This is a genomic window from Seinonella peptonophila (assembly GCF_900129355.1).
GTDB classification, from domain to species: domain Bacteria; phylum Bacillota; class Bacilli; order Thermoactinomycetales; family Thermoactinomycetaceae; genus Seinonella; species Seinonella peptonophila.
This window is the reverse complement of the sequence record NZ_FQVL01000005.1, coordinates 133,694-148,280: the sequence shown is the minus strand read 5'-3', so window position 1 is coordinate 148,280 and position 14,587 is coordinate 133,694. Positions and strand designations below refer to the sequence as shown.

Annotated in this window: 14 protein-coding genes; 12 read left to right on the top strand and 2 right to left on the bottom strand. The window is 40.1% G+C overall.

The window, feature by feature from the left end; translation table 11 throughout:
• The first annotated feature begins 5 nt into the window (after positions 1-5).
• From BUB71_RS10315 to BUB71_RS19570, 9 genes are all read left to right on the top strand, one after another.
• Complete coding sequence (locus tag BUB71_RS10315) at positions 6-1,121, top strand: DegT/DnrJ/EryC1/StrS family aminotransferase (protein WP_073154761.1); 1,116 nt, start codon at positions 6-8, stop codon at positions 1,119-1,121.
• A gap of 1 nt (position 1,122) precedes the next feature.
• Positions 1,123-2,454, top strand: coding sequence for a nucleotide sugar dehydrogenase (locus tag BUB71_RS10310; protein WP_245815567.1), 1,332 nt, complete (start codon positions 1,123-1,125; stop codon positions 2,452-2,454).
• A 12-nt stretch (positions 2,455-2,466) separates the two neighbouring features.
• The gene (locus tag BUB71_RS10305; protein WP_073154760.1) at positions 2,467-3,210 is read left to right on the top strand and encodes an acyltransferase; all 744 of its coding nucleotides are present in this window, start codon (positions 2,467-2,469) and stop codon (positions 3,208-3,210) included.
• 6 nt (positions 3,211-3,216) lie between these two features.
• Positions 3,217-4,680, top strand: coding sequence for a lipopolysaccharide biosynthesis protein (locus tag BUB71_RS10300; RefSeq protein ID WP_073154759.1), 1,464 nt, complete (start codon positions 3,217-3,219; stop codon positions 4,678-4,680).
• Between the two features lie 3 nt (positions 4,681-4,683).
• Positions 4,684-6,078 (top strand): O-antigen ligase family protein, encoded by a 1,395-nt coding sequence (locus tag BUB71_RS10295; RefSeq protein WP_073154758.1) that lies wholly within the window; start codon positions 4,684-4,686, stop codon positions 6,076-6,078.
• A 110-nt stretch (positions 6,079-6,188) separates the two neighbouring features.
• Complete coding sequence (locus BUB71_RS10290) at positions 6,189-7,331, top strand: glycosyltransferase family 4 protein (protein ID WP_084731409.1); 1,143 nt, start codon at positions 6,189-6,191, stop codon at positions 7,329-7,331.
• Positions 7,328-8,272, top strand: coding sequence for an NAD-dependent epimerase/dehydratase family protein (locus tag BUB71_RS10285; RefSeq protein WP_073154757.1), 945 nt, complete (start codon positions 7,328-7,330; stop codon positions 8,270-8,272). The genes BUB71_RS10290 and BUB71_RS10285 overlap by 4 nt, the downstream gene beginning before the upstream one ends.
• A 148-nt stretch (positions 8,273-8,420) precedes the next feature.
• Entirely contained in the window at positions 8,421-9,050 is a 630-nt protein-coding gene (locus BUB71_RS10280) for an exopolysaccharide biosynthesis polyprenyl glycosylphosphotransferase (protein WP_073154756.1), read from the top strand.
• 343 nt (positions 9,051-9,393) lie between these two features.
• Positions 9,394-9,540, top strand: a complete 147-nt coding sequence (locus BUB71_RS19570; RefSeq protein ID WP_175552340.1) for a hypothetical protein — start codon at positions 9,394-9,396, stop codon at positions 9,538-9,540.
• Here BUB71_RS19570 and BUB71_RS10275 read toward each other — a convergent pair.
• On the bottom strand, positions 9,537-10,154 hold the full coding sequence (locus BUB71_RS10275; RefSeq protein ID WP_073154845.1) for an IMPACT family protein: 618 nt from the start codon (positions 10,152-10,154) through the stop codon (positions 9,537-9,539). The genes BUB71_RS19570 and BUB71_RS10275 overlap by 4 nt on opposite strands.
• A gap of 55 nt (positions 10,155-10,209) precedes the next feature.
• On the bottom strand, positions 10,210-11,235 hold the full coding sequence (locus tag BUB71_RS10270) for an LCP family protein (protein ID WP_073154755.1): 1,026 nt from the start codon (positions 11,233-11,235) through the stop codon (positions 10,210-10,212).
• Positions 11,236-11,686: 451 nt separating this feature from the next.
• Between BUB71_RS10270 and metK the strand changes: the two genes are divergently transcribed.
• The 3 genes from metK to BUB71_RS10255 all read left to right on the top strand — a co-directional run bounded on the left by metK (position 11,687) and on the right by BUB71_RS10255 (position 14,379).
• The gene (gene metK, locus BUB71_RS10265; protein ID WP_073154754.1) at positions 11,687-12,901 is read left to right on the top strand and encodes a methionine adenosyltransferase; all 1,215 of its coding nucleotides are present in this window, start codon (positions 11,687-11,689) and stop codon (positions 12,899-12,901) included.
• 234 nt (positions 12,902-13,135) lie between these two features.
• Positions 13,136-13,879 (top strand): LuxR C-terminal-related transcriptional regulator, encoded by a 744-nt coding sequence (locus BUB71_RS10260; protein ID WP_084731405.1) that lies wholly within the window; start codon positions 13,136-13,138, stop codon positions 13,877-13,879.
• A gap of 68 nt (positions 13,880-13,947) precedes the next feature.
• A complete protein-coding gene (locus tag BUB71_RS10255) occupies positions 13,948-14,379 on the top strand; it encodes a hypothetical protein (RefSeq protein ID WP_073154753.1) in 432 nt (143 codons plus the stop codon).
• The last annotated feature ends 208 nt before the right edge of the window (positions 14,380-14,587 follow it).

The following is a 14,587-nucleotide window of genomic DNA, read 5'->3' as shown; positions in this document are numbered from 1 at the left end:
TGAGCATGTCATCAATATCATTACTTGACTTAAAAGCACAATTTGAGACAATCCGTGAAGATATACAAGCCGCTGCAATGCGAGTGCTGGAAAGTGGAGCATATATCATGGGCTCAGAAGTAAAAGCACTTGAGGAAGAAGTAGCAGCGTTTTGTGGTGTGAAACATGCTATCGGAGTAGGAAATGGCACAGATGCCTTGTTACTTGCATTAAAAGCACAAGGAATTGGTGCTGGCGATGAAGTGATCACTACACCATTTACATTTTTTGCCACAGCAGAAGTGATCGCCGAGCTAGGCGCGACACCAGTCTTTGTTGACATTGATCCAAAGACTTACAATATTGACGTGAAGAAGATTGAAGCGAAGATCACAGCAAAAACAAAAGCGATTATTCCAGTTCATATTTTTGGTCAACCAGCAGATATGGATCAAATCATGGAAATTGCTGAAAAGCATCATCTCTTTGTGCTTGAAGATGCTGCTCAAGCAATGGGTTCAACATATCAAGATAAGCGAATCGGCAATTTAGGTCATGCGGCTACATTCTCCTTTTTCCCAACTAAAAATTTAGGTGGATATGGAGACGGCGGTATGATTGTAACTAATGATGATCAACTAGCTGACACAATCCGCATTTTACGCGTACATGGTAGCTATCCTAAGAAGTATTATCATAATATGCTTGGCTATAACAGCCGTTTGGATGCGCTTCAAGCGGCAATGTTACGTGTTAAATTACCCTATCTTGATCAATGGAATGATGCACGACGCCAGCGAGCTGAGCGATATAATCAATTGTTAGCAGATACTCCATTAGTCACACCTTTTGCGGCTGAACAAAGAAAACATATTTATCATCTTTATATCGTGCAAGCGGAAGAAAGAGATGAATTGATGGCATACTTAAAAGAACAAGGTGTTTCTACGGGCATATATTACCCATTACCACTCCACTTGCAGGAAGTATTTAAGCATCTAGAGTATGCAGAAGGTAGTATGCCTCATGCTGAACGAGCAGCATTGCGGACATTTGCGATACCTCTTTATCCAGAGCTATCTTTTGATGTGATGGAGCAAGTGGCCAATGCAATCAAGACTTTCTATAAAGGGAGAATCTAAGGTGACAACTGAAACCAAAGTAAAACAAAGCGTTCTGCTTGATAAGATTCAAAATCGGACTGCTGTTATTGGTGTAGTTGGCTTAGGGTATGTAGGTTTGCCGTTAGCAGTTGAAAAGGCAAAAGCTGGTTTTAGAGTAATCGGTTTCGATGTACAAGAAAAACGTGTTAATATGGTGAACGATGGTGTGAATTTTATAGGTGATGTAGTTGATGATGACCTACAGAAGATTGTGAACGAGGGGAAATTGATCGCTTCTGTTGATTATTCTAAAATCAAAGAAGTTGATGCAGTGATGATTTGTGTCCCGACACCCTTAGACGAGTATCAACAACCCAACACATCTTATGTAGAATCTTCTGCACGTAGTATTGCTGCTCATCTTCATCAGGACATGTTAGTGGTGTTGGAAAGTACAACTTATCCAGGTACAACAGAGGAAATCGTGCGACCCATTTTAGAGTCATCTGGCTATGAAGTAGGAAAAGACTTTTATCTTGCCTATTCACCAGAACGAGTTGACCCAGGAAATAAGGTATTTAAAACCAAAAATACACCCAAAGTAGTCGGGGGTGTAACCACTAAGTGTACAAAGATTGCGGCTGCCCTCTACCGTTCTGTTTTAGAGGGAGATGTCCATGAAGTTTCCAGTCCAGCAGTAGCAGAAATGGAAAAGATTTTAGAGAATACCTTTCGGAATATCAATATCGGGCTAGCCAATGAAATGGCGATTCTCTGCCATAAGATGGGGATTGATGTTTGGGAAGTGATCAATGCTGCTAAAACAAAACCATACGGTTTTATGGCGTTCTATCCCGGTCCAGGATTGGGCGGGCACTGTATCCCCATTGATCCATTTTATTTAACTTGGAAGGCGCGTGAGTATAATTATCATACTCGATTGATTGAGATCGCAGGCGAGATTAATAATTCCATGCCAGATTTCGTGTTATCACGTGCTATGCAAATGTTAAACGATGCTCAGAAACCATTACATGGTTCCAAGATTACTGTATTGGGTGTTGCTTATAAAAAAGATATTGAGGACATGCGGGAATCGCCAGTTCTGCCCATCTTAGAGTTATTAGAACAGAATCATGCAAATGTTACAGTAGTTGATCCACACGTTCCCCGTTTCCAACTAAAGGGGCGTACGATTGAAACAACTCCCCTGACGCCGGAACTTCTATCAGCAAGTGACTTGGTATTGATCACTACCGATCATACGACTTTTGATTATCAAATGATTGCTGATCATTCACCCATGATCTTTGACACGCGTAATGCCTTGGCAGATGTAACAAAAATCAAAGCAATTTACGAAAAACTATAAAGGGGAGTTATCATGAATGTCATCCATGACTCCGTAAAAATGGGAATGCAGGTTTCTGTCGGACATTTTACTGTAATCGAAGAAGGGGTCAAGATTGGAAACCATGTCTCAATCGGCAATAATGTAACGATATATGCTGGTGTTGAGATTGGGGATTATGTGACCATTTTTGATAATGCTGTAATTGGTCGGCGGCCAAAACCAGCTAAACTCTCAACTGTAAAAGTTCGCAAGGATTTACCACCATTGATCATTGGGGCTGGAACAACAATTGGTGCAAATTCAGTTCTCTATCGAGGTGTGACAATTGGCTCAGAAGTAATGGTTGGCGATTTAGCTTCGATTCGGGAACAAACAGTGATTGGTGATCAAGTTGTAGTCGGACGAGGTGTCGCGGTAGAAAACGAGGTCACAATTGGCAGCCGCACCAAGATTCAAACCAATGCCTACATCACAGCATATACAACAATCGAAGAACAAGTATTTATAGCTCCAACTGTGACAACAACAAATGATAACTTTATGGGCCGAACCAAAGAAAGATTTCAATCAATACGCGGAGCACATATTAAAAAGGGAGCGCGTGTTGGGGGTGCTTCCATCCTATTACCTGGTGTTACAGTTGCAGAAGAAAGTTTTATTGCTGCTGGAGCGCTAGTTAGTAAAGATACAGAGGAAGAGACTGTATATTTGGGAGTACCTGCTAAGAAATTACGTGCTGTACCAGAGAAGGAGAAGCTCAAAAATCAAGAGTGATTATTTATGAAACAATATATTAAACGATTATTTTCCGATTCCGCAGCTTTTGCTGTAGCCACAATGGGGAACAAGCTAGTTGCTGCATTGCTTGTTCCTGTTTTTACCCGCTATCTTCATCAAGATGGTCAGATGGCGGATTGGGGATTAACAAATAGCTATACATTAATTTTGACTTATCTTTGTATACTTGGCACAGATGCTGCAATGGCGTTTTTCTTTTTTGACGCGAAGGATGAACGAGAAAGAAAAATATATTTGACCAATGCGATTATGTTTAGTGCAGGTATTTGCTTAGTCTTTACCTTAATCTCGTTCTTTGCAGGAGAATCATTAGCGAAACTTATTTTTAAAACCAATCATGATTATAGCCAGCTCTTTACAGTTGCAACACTTGCAACATTAGGTGCGATTATTATCCAGCATCTACTTGGTTATGCACGTTATGGTCGACGTGTTTGGTTGTTTAACAGTTTTAGTATGGGCTATGTGATCGGCTCAAGTTTGCTCAGTGTCTGGTTTGTGGTAGAAGGTCAAGGTGTGCTCGGTCTCTTTTATGGTCAGTTGATCGGTCAGTGTTCAGTTGCACTGATATTATTGATTATCTTTCGGAAAGAATTTGTTTTTCAGCCATCGGGAAAACATCTTGGGGATTTAATCAGTTATGGTGCTCCATTACTGCCTACACTTCTTTCATTCTGGATTATTACAACTATTAGCCAGCCGATGGTCTACTATCTTTCTTCTGTCCATGATGCCGATATTTTGGCAGTCTGTTTGCGTTTAGCAAGTATTATTGTACTTGTCACTTCCCCGTTCCAACTCGCATGGAGACCTTTCTCAATGTCAATTAAAGATCGAGAAGATGCTCCGCAAGTCTATAGTTTGGTCGGGCGCGCTTTGTTGGTTGTAGGAACTCTTGCGATTATGATTTTAACTTTCTTTATGGACCCGCTCTATCAAATATTTGCTGGGAGACCAGATCTCGCCTCAGGGTACATCTATGTTTGGCTACTTTCACTCGGAACCTTATTTAATGTTTTACACACAGTGTTTGGGGTTGGTTTGCTCATCAAGAAGCAGACAAAGAAAATCTCTCAGTCCTTTCTGGTCGCTGCTATTGTCTATTTATTAGGCAATATCTTGCTAATCCCTCTCTTTGGATTATGGGGAGCGGTTTCCATGACTGTTGTAGCTTATCTTGTCGTGATCTTATTCGTATATCGGCAGAACCAGAAAATTTACCCTGTAGATTTCCGTTTTGGATCTATGTTAATCTATATCACGGTTTATTTACTAGCAATGATCGGAATTACATGGGTGCAACTTAATAATTTTGCTAATCAATGGATTTATTATTTGATCGCATTGATGATTGTATTATTGACAGCTATTGCTAGCCAATTATTACCCCTTGCAGCTTTGAATCGGTTGAGTGCTCTTTTGCCAAAACTAGGAGGAAAAAGGTGAGAGATGGTGAGTGATCTTTTGTTACCCAGACAGAAGCGTTTGGATACATTGTTTTATCTAATGATCGCCTGCGCTCTTTTGGGGCCCACCTTAGGAATCCCAATTACAGAAGGATTTAAGTTAACCTTCTTTCGAGTAGTCTTTGTGTTACTCGCAGGCGGCGTTATATTGAAATTTATGACTGAAAAAAATCTGGAAGCATCCCATATGTATCCAGTTCGTTGGTATGCTGCGTTTTATCTCTTTTGGTTTCTTTATGCCACACTTTCCCTAACGTGGGTTGTCAGTATGGGTGATGGCATACGATACCTCATTTTTCTTGGCATGATGTTACCTCTTACTTTATCTTTTCCTTACTTCTTAGCCACAGAATCCAAACTGTGGAAGATGGAGAAGATTTTGTGCGGTGTTTTTGTCGCAATCATCTTCTATGGTGTCTTTGAGTCGATTACACTTTTACATCTTCCCTCTTCCCGTGCATTTGGCTTTGATTCTGCCGTGGTAACATCTGTTTTTAATAACCAGAATGATTTAGCCACTTGTATTACTCTAGGTTTACCCTTTTTAATTACTGCTTTATACATGTTAGAGATAAAGAAAAAACAAAAGTGGTTTCTCTATGTGACGGCTGTCTTGGCGATTTATGTATTATTAGCGACTGGTTCAAGAAGTAATACTCTTTTCGCTTTGCCACTTTTCTCGGTCATATTGTTGATCGTCATGCCGCTGTCCATGAATCGAAAGCGAATCACGAAGAAAAATATTTTAATTGGTGTCGCTGCGATTCTGGTTGCTGCTGTTGTAGTAAACGTGATGTCAGCTACATTTTTGTCTGCTGAAGCAAGAAAACAAGCCAAATCAAAACTCAACAGTACATTTGGTATTTTTTCTGACCTGAATCGTGAGGGTTGGAGTGTTGAGGAAGGAGATCAAGCTGTTGTCCAAGGTGAAACGGGGCAAAGCGTAACGGTTCGTAAGTTTTTATTACTAAATGGGTTAAAGTTCCTGAAGAAAAGTCACTATATGGGTGTGGGAGCCGGGAATATTGAACCACTGATGAAGGGTCAGCCAAAAGTAAATAAAGTAAATATGCATAACTGGTGGGCTGAAGTTTTAGTTAATTTTGGTGTGATCATTTTTGTCATTTATATGGCTCTATATGTTTGGTTGTTGTGGCGTTTATTTATCTTGGCTAGACGAAAAATCTCTCCATATATCAGTACCAAACTTCGTTGGGCTGCAGTTTCCTGCCTTGCTGCGCTGATTGGCTATGGCTTTGGAGGGATTGCACCTAGTACAGCGATTCATTTTACACCGATGTGGATCTGTATTGGAATTGGGCTAGCTGTTGTTGTGCTTGGAGAGCTACAGAAAAAAGAAGCATTGCCAAAAGGTTAAGGAGGGAGAATCAAACATCTCTCCTTTCCTAATCTAAAACAAAAAGAGCAATATATTTCCCTTTCATATGGGTAAAATGATCATTCGATACAATTGAGAGGGGTTCTACAGTGGGTAAAAAGAAGGTCATGATTTTAAGTTCTGTGCATGCTTATGATGATCCACGTGTCTTTCATAAAGAGGCCGTTTCGCTTGCTCAGGCTGGATATGAGGTGGAGCTTCATGCCGTTGCAGAGTTTGAACAAAAAGAGGAACAAGGGGTAAAAATCGTTGGTGTGAAACGATTGTCCCGCTGGAAGCGGCTTTATAATGGTTGGGTGCTTTATAAACGTGCCCTAGCGAGTGGAGCGGATATCTTCCATTTCCATGATCCCGAATTGCTCCCATGGGGGGTTTGTATTCAGCGGCGCACAGGAAAACCGGTTATTTATGATTCGCATGAGGATTTGCCTCAACAAATTCACACAAAACCTTGGATTCCTCGCTGGATGCGCCCCCTTGTCTCATCTATTGTCAAAGTTATCGAAAAAGGCTTAGCTAAACGACTAGCAGCCGTCATTACTGTCAAAGACGATTTTAATGTGAAATTTACATCAAAGGGAGCAAAAGAGGTTGTAACAGTTAAGAATTATCCGCTCTTTACTCCCCTGACAGAGCAACAGGAAGACAAGAGTGTGAATCGAATTTTATATGTTGGCGGTGTTTCGTATTTAAGAGGATACCGTGAAATGATTGAGATGATGGAGTACATTCCAGAAGAGTATCAAGCGGAATTGCATATCATTGGACCATTGCAACATATTAAACAGGAAGACCAAAACCAGGAAGCATTGAAAGAAAAAAATATTTTTATACATGGAAGAGTTTCATTTGAACAGGTAAAAGAGTGGTACAAGAAAGGAAAAGTAGGGCTTACTTGCCTGCATCCGATTGATAATTATCGAGAATCTTTACCAATCAAATTGTTTGAATATATGTCAATGGGACTGCCGCAAGTGGCAACAAATTTTCCACAGTGGCAAGAGATTTTAGAGAGTAACCAGTGTGGATATGTTGTAGACCCTTTGAAACCTGAACAGATTGCTGAAAAGGTTGTAGAAATCTTAAAAGACCCAGAGCATTTTCAGTTGATGAGTCGCCAAGCAAGAAAAACATATGAAGAGAAATATAACTGGCAGATGGAAGAGAAGCACTTATTTGCTCTCTATCAACGTTTGCTACAGGATGACTCTAGAAAGGAGCATACGAGATGAAGGTACTGGTTACAGGTGGGGCTGGCTTTATCGGTTCACATATCGTTGATCAATGCATTGAGCAAGGTCATCATGTCGTGGTGGTTGATAATTTTTCAACTGGTAATCGAGAAAATCTGAACGAAGCTGTAACATGTTATCAAATGGATTTGACAAGCCCTCAGCTTGAACAAGTATTGATGAATGAACGTCCCAAGGTCGTCTTCCATCAAGCCGCTCAAACACGAGTGCCTGTATCGATTGAGCAACCCATAGCAGATGCACAAACAAATATTATGGGAACGATTCATTTACTTGAAGCAGCGCGCAGGTCAGGTGTCGAGAAAACGATTTTTGCATCCACTGCTGCAGTCTATGGAAACCCGGTTTATCTTCCGATTGATGAAAAACATCCCATACAACCCTTATCAGGATATGGTGCAGGAAAGCATACAGCAGAGCACTATCTGCACATCTATAAGGAATTGTATGGGATTGAATATACAATTTTACGTTATGCAAATGTGTATGGAATTCGCCAAAATCCACATGGGGAGGGCGGAGTCGTTTCCATTTTCATTGACCGTTTGTTACGAGAAGAGTCGCTTACCATCTATGGAGATGGAACACAGACACGCGATTATATCAATGTACAAGATGTTGCCAGGGCAAACCTTGCAGCAATAGATCGAGGTCATGGAGAAATTTTAAACATTGGTACAGGTGAAGACGTTTCGTTGAATCAATTGATCCAGTTATTCGAAGAGGTTCAGGAGCATCCAGTTACGAAAAAGTATGCTTCCGAGCGTACAGGCGATATCAAGCATAGTTACTTTGACCCTACTTTGGCAAACCAAACATTAAATTGGAAAGCTGAAATCAGATTGAAGGATGGGCTTCGCAGTACATTCACCCACTATCAAACTGAGTATGCTGTCATGCATGTTGGTCCAAAAGTATAGCAAGAATTAAAATTTATAGTTGTAAACTGACAAAGGCTAGAGTATACTTAGCACTAGGGTTGCTTTGTAACATTACTGTAATCTTTGAGTGATATAGGAGGTGACGTACTGTTACTTGGAGCGTTAGTCTCTTTTGTAACAGTCGACTATGAAAGCAGAGAATGTATTATTGACAACAACGACAAATATTGGCGGTTCATCCGCTTATCATATTGGTAAGAGAGTGTTTGAAGTGCTGTTCTGCTTGCTACTCTTAGTGGTTACGTTGCCTGTGCTCATTATTACAGCAATTGCGATCAAATTGGAGTCTCCGGGCCCCATTTTCTATAAACAAGTACGGAATGGTTTAAATGGGACGTTATTCAATGTGATAAAGTTTCGTTCAATGCGTAATGATGCTGAGAAGAATGGTCCGCAGTGGGCAACACAAAATGACGCTCGTGTGACGCGTATCGGACAGTTCATTCGCAAAACAAGAATTGATGAATTACCACAGTTATTAAATGTATTTCGTGGAGAAATGAGTCTGATCGGTCCTCGTCCAGAACGCCCAATTTTCACTGAAGAGTTTGCCCAAGAGATTCCTGATTTTAAACATCGTCTGTTAGTCAAACCTGGTTTAACTGGTTGGGCGCAAGTAAATGGTGGATATGATATTACACCAAAAGAAAAGTTGGATTTAGATCTTTACTATATTCAAAATCAATCAATGGCTTTAGATACAAAAATCTTTTTCAGAACCATTTGGGTTGTTTTAACTGGAAATGGAGCAAGATAGAAAAAACGGGTTGATTCACCCGTTTTTTCTTATATATAAACCGAAGGATTATTAGCTTAGCCCGTAATCATGTGGAGGATGTAGAAGAACAAAAACCAAAATGGAAGACTGAGCAGCACAGCATTGAGTGAACCAATCAAAAAGTTTTTGTTAACTACTGTTGCGTTATTCATAACCAACACCTCCATCAATCTGTTAACTGTATTATACCCAACTTGAAATAAAAAAAGCGCCTATACAGCGATTTGTAAACTAAATGTAATTGTCAAGTAATCTTAGGGAAAAGAGTACAAACTCCTCTGCATGATCGCACAGTTAAAGTATCACTTAAAGGGGACGGACTTTGTCAGAAAGATTGATCGAGGAAAGAGTTGAAAAGTTCAGTGCTGCTCTACTAAAGAAGATGCAACGAGTTCAAGCTGGACAATTCACTTTAAATATAACGGCGTTTGGCTCATTCGAGGTGGTAGGGTCAAGCGTGAAGCGTTAAAGCGGCTGATAGGTTCGCTCTCCATACTTGATTTCGATTTGTCCATTTGTCCAATTTTGCAGTTGGGCGACTAGATTGGAGACAGTAGGAACAGATACCCAGATGTTCCATATGACTTTATCTAAATAGATGGGCTCTTCATTGATGACTGCATGTTGCCGCAGTTCATACTCTAACCGACCGAAATAAACATAGTCAAAATAAAGCGTTAGCTGTTGTGAATGATCCATTGTGACCATTGTTGCCGCATCAAGAGCAAGTTTTGCGCCCTCTGTATAGGCACGTACCAATCCACCCGTTCCTAGCTTTACACCCCCATAATATCGTATAACTATAATTCCCGTAAAAAAACAATTCATTGCTTGAATCTGTTCAAGGATGGGTTGACCTGCTGTTCCAGAAGGCTCACCATCATCACTCGATTTTAAAATCTTAGAATCAATCACAAACCCATAACAGTGATGGGTCGCTCGATAATACTCTTTTTTTACAGTTCGAAGCCATTCGTTTGCCTCTATTAATGATTGAATGGGACGAATCATACTGATAAAACGTGATTTTTGGATCGTATATGTTTGGATGGCAGGTGTTTTGACTGTTATGTATGATTGCATGGGATCACTCCATTCCACAACAAAAAGAGCAAGAACCATTCTTGCTCTTTTGTTATTACTCCTGGTTATCAGTTTGCTGAGTTCCTTGTTGATCATTCTTTGGTTTCCATTCCAATTGCTCTTGCAAAATCTTACTGATCCGTTCACTATCTTGTTTATCAACTAGAACAACATCTTGTCGGTCGCGACGACCATTTGTTACCTTTAGATTTAGCGTTTCAGTGTTCTTTTTTGGAATACTTTTATAGATTGCAATCAGAGAAGGAATCTCAGTAGGCTTAAAACTATAGCTGAAGTTTGCTCCTACTTTTTGTGTTAACTCTGAGAACTTTGTAATTCCACCTAAACTAATTGCTTTATCAACTAATTGATTCAACACCTCGCGTTGGCGCTCATTACGCCCTAAGTCCCCTCTTGGATCTTTCTTCCGCATTCTTGCATATGCTAAAGCATGTTCTCCGTCTAAATGTTGAGGACCTAATTTAAAAAATAGTTTACCTCCGCCAAAAGTCCCTTGGCTAAACGCTTTTTTATTATTTATATCGACGCCGCCTAAGACATCTACAGAATCCATAAATCCTTTAAAGTTAACCTTTGCATAATAGTCGATTGGAATATGTAAAAAATTTTCGACAGTCTCTCTTGTGTTTTTTACCGGGTCTACACCATGCTGATAACCGTAGAGAGCAGCGTGGTTAATTTTTGCTTTACCACCATTTGTATTGGCAATTTCTACATAGCTATCTCTTGGAATACTAATCATTTTCATTGATTTTTTCTTTGGATTGATCGCAGCTACAATTAAAACATCTGGTCGCCAATTATGACCGCCTTCCTTACGTGCATCGGAACCAATTAACAAGATTGCAAAAGGGTCTTTATCCATATCGATTTGACCTTCGCGGAGTTTTGACTTTTCTAACTCATCTTGGCCTTTTGCAATTGCATCCCAGATTTGAGTCCCAGCATAAACTGCCGACCCTAAGGCGACTACAATGATAAAGACGAGTGCACGAATCGCCCATTTACGCCTTTCTGTTTTTGGAAAGCGATCCTTTCGCCTTCGTCGATAATTTTGCATGTTTTTCACCACTTTATTGCTGACAATCGGTTTCTGTAACGTAACTTTTTATAAAAAAAGGGAACGAAATATTTCGAATGGGAAAATTTCTCCTCTTTGTACGTAGTATTATTGTAGACGAATCCGCAAACACTGGCTAGTCTTTTTTAAAAAATTAAGCAAGTATCATAAAAAAATTCGTAACTTGGAAATAATCGGGATTACTTGATTGGTTTCCTATTTTCATTTGATCATCATATTTTCGACCTTTTCATAGAACAATCCTAAATCTCCTGTTTTCAATGAGCAATACGATTCTTATCAGTCATCCCAAAAAGATGAGACCTTATCGAATAACGCCTATCCTTGTAGAAACAGAGTCCTGTTGCAATTTGAGAGTGCGTTAGTCTGTTATTTCCTGTATAATGGCACGTATATATACTACTTTAAAGGTGTGAAGGGAACGAAGGATATGTCTGAGGAGAAACAACGCAGCCTATTTAGCTCTGAATCTGTTACGGCGGGTCATCCCGACAAAATATGTGATCAAATTTCGGATGCCATTTTAGATGCCATTTTAGAAAAAGACCCAAATGCCCGAGTTGCATGTGAAACTGCAGTTACTACAGGACTTGTCTTAGTATCTGGAGAAATATCAACACAATGCTATGTAGATATTCCCAAAATCGTTCGAAATACGATAAGTGAAATCGGTTACACACGAGCAAAATATGGCTTTGATGCTACTACTTGTGCTGTATTAACTTCAATCGACGAACAGTCTTCTGATATTGCTCAAGGCGTTGATCAAGCATTAGAGAAGCGTGAAGGATCAATGGATGAGCAAGAAATTGAAGCGATCGGTGCGGGCGATCAGGGATTGATGTTTGGATATGCGTGTAACGAGACTCCTGAATTGATGCCATTACCCATATCACTCGCTCATCGACTTGCTCGGCGTTTGCATGAGGTGCGGATAGACGGAACCTTGCCATATTTACGTCCTGATGGAAAGACGCAAGTAACAGTGGAGTATGAAGAGAATCGCCCAGTGCGGATTGATACGATTGTGGTTTCTACGCAGCATGCTGAAGAGATCGAGCATGATCAATTAAAACAAGAGATTATTCGTCATGTGATAGAACCCATAGTACCTGCAGAAATGTTAGACTCCCAAACACATTATTTTATTAATCCTACAGGTCGATTTGTTATTGGTGGGCCGATGGGCGATGCGGGCTTAACAGGTCGAAAAATTATCGTTGATACATATGGTGGCTATGCAAGGCATGGAGGAGGAGCTTTTTCGGGTAAAGATCCGACAAAAGTGGATCGCTCGGCAGCATATGCAGCACGTTATGTAGCGAAGAATATCGTAGCTGCCGGATTAGCTGATAAGTGTGAGGTCCAACTCGCTTATGCCATTGGGGTTGCCAGACCTGTATCCATCCGGATTGATACATTTGGTACAGGCCGTATTGATGAAAAAAGCTTGATTCGCGCTGTTCGTAAGCATTTTGATCTTCGCCCTGCAGGCATTATTCGCCAACTCGACTTGCGTCGTCCGCTCTATCGACAGACTTCTGCCTATGGTCATTTTGGTCGAACTGACATCGATCTGCCTTGGGAGCAAACGGATCAAGTAGAAGCTCTTCAAATTGAGCTTGGAACCCAAGTGAAGGATTAGAAAAGCAAAGACTCAGCATAGATAGCGGCTGAGTCCTTTTTGTAGTAGAATATCAGTGAAAGACTCATTAGGAAAATGATCATGGTACTCACTTTTTTTGGCGTGGTAACCTACATCAAAATGAATGATGGGTCGTTCCGCGCCTTCAATTATTTCGGATTCATGTTACTCTGGTATTCCAGTTCAAGATCGTAAAGATTTTTGTTTTGATTAAAGGAAGAGGTGGATTTCTTGATGGAGAGGCAGCCTCCAGTTGAACAGGAAATAGAAGCCCCCCAAATTGAAATGGTATCCACTCCTCCGATTCGAGTGGTAATCGCCGATTCCAACCAGAAATATCGTAACCAATGTAAAGAAAACTTAAAACTGAAGCAAGATATCCAATTGGTTGGTGAATGTTGTGAAGGATTAGATGTACCCATTCTATGCGATACTCTGCGTCCTCACATTGCAATTGTTGATCTTCATCTATCGCGAATGGATGGAGTAGAAATAACCTATCGATTAAGTCAAATTGCGCCTGAGACACGAGTGTTAATTATGTCAGAAAAGAACGACCCCTATGCTGTGGAAAGTATTCGTTCAGGTGCGCGAGGATACTTGCTGAAAAATGTGAATCAATATCAAGTGGTAGAAGCATTACGAGTAATTGCTCGTGGAGGTTATTACATCCATCCTGTTATAATGGAGAAGTTGGTTACAGAGTTAAGAAGGCTTAGTCATCAAGAGACAGCTTTTCATCGTATTCATACAACTGAACAAAGCACAAATTGGCAAGAGATCTTAACATATCGCGAAATGGAAGTTTTGCGCTTAATGACGCAGGGAAAAAATAATCGAGCAATAAGTGAACATTTATATATTAGCGAAAAAACAGTAAAAAATCATGTGAGTAATATACTATATAAGCTGGGTGTTCAAGATCGTACACAGGCTGTCTTAATGGCGATTAAATGTCGTTGGGTTCAGCTTATTTGACCTTAGATCAGTAAGAAAGGGGGAAGCTACTAAAAGCCCTGTTTTTGCAGGTTTTTAGTAGGTATATTATGGAACATTGGCTATTACTAACGCTTGCTGTCTTGGTGGGTGTGGCGATTCCATTTGTCTTTCCCTATCGGATGATTGCGGCTTTGTTTGGTGGTTTTTATCATAATAAAGCAAAGCACCTTATTTTATTAACAAGAAATAGTCAACGTGCTGTAGAATGGCGGATTTGGTCTTATTTCTTTTGGAACCGCTTGATGGGAAAAAAAGGGCATGTTACCAGTATTGATACAGGCTCAACCGATGATACATTAAAGATACTCTATCGCTTAAAAAAGAGATATGATCGACTTGAAGTGATTAAACTGCATCCAACCATCACTGTAGAAGAAGCCATTGAAAGTTGTGTGGGTAAACACCAAGGCGATAAAGAAAAAATGGTTGTTCTTGATTTACAAGAAGTTGATCAAGAAACAAAGAAGCACTCTGCTTAGGTTGTGGGTAATGTATGAATGGGGTTCTCGACTGTTGATCAGTGGGAGCCCTTTTCCATATTCAAACTAATTATGTGAAAAGTGTTAAGATTTGTATATAATAGATTTTGATGAAAATTTTTGTTTCTGTTTTCCATACAGCGAAGCTATAAAAATAATATTTTGGCTTAACTTGACATGAATTTGTGAGACTGTAGACAAACCCCAA

Coding starts and splice junctions, on each gene's coding strand:
- BUB71_RS10315 (WP_073154761.1), top strand. CDS start 6: ATGTCATCAATATCATTACTTGACTTAAAAGCACAATTTGAGACAATC.
- BUB71_RS10305 (WP_073154760.1), top strand. CDS start 2,467: ATGAATGTCATCCATGACTCCGTAAAAATGGGAATGCAGGTTTCTGTC.
- BUB71_RS10300 (WP_073154759.1), top strand. CDS start 3,217: ATGAAACAATATATTAAACGATTATTTTCCGATTCCGCAGCTTTTGCT.
- BUB71_RS10295 (WP_073154758.1), top strand. CDS start 4,684: ATGGTGAGTGATCTTTTGTTACCCAGACAGAAGCGTTTGGATACATTG.
- BUB71_RS10285 (WP_073154757.1), top strand. CDS start 7,328: ATGAAGGTACTGGTTACAGGTGGGGCTGGCTTTATCGGTTCACATATC.
- BUB71_RS10280 (WP_073154756.1), top strand. CDS start 8,421: ATGAAAGCAGAGAATGTATTATTGACAACAACGACAAATATTGGCGGT.
- BUB71_RS10275 (WP_073154845.1), bottom strand. CDS start 10,154: ATGCAATCATACATAACAGTCAAAACACCTGCCATCCAAACATATACG.
- BUB71_RS10270 (WP_073154755.1), bottom strand. CDS start 11,235: ATGCAAAATTATCGACGAAGGCGAAAGGATCGCTTTCCAAAAACAGAA.
- metK (WP_073154754.1), top strand. CDS start 11,687: ATGTCTGAGGAGAAACAACGCAGCCTATTTAGCTCTGAATCTGTTACG.
- BUB71_RS10260 (WP_084731405.1), top strand. CDS start 13,136: ATGGAGAGGCAGCCTCCAGTTGAACAGGAAATAGAAGCCCCCCAAATT.
- BUB71_RS10255 (WP_073154753.1), top strand. CDS start 13,948: ATGGAACATTGGCTATTACTAACGCTTGCTGTCTTGGTGGGTGTGGCG.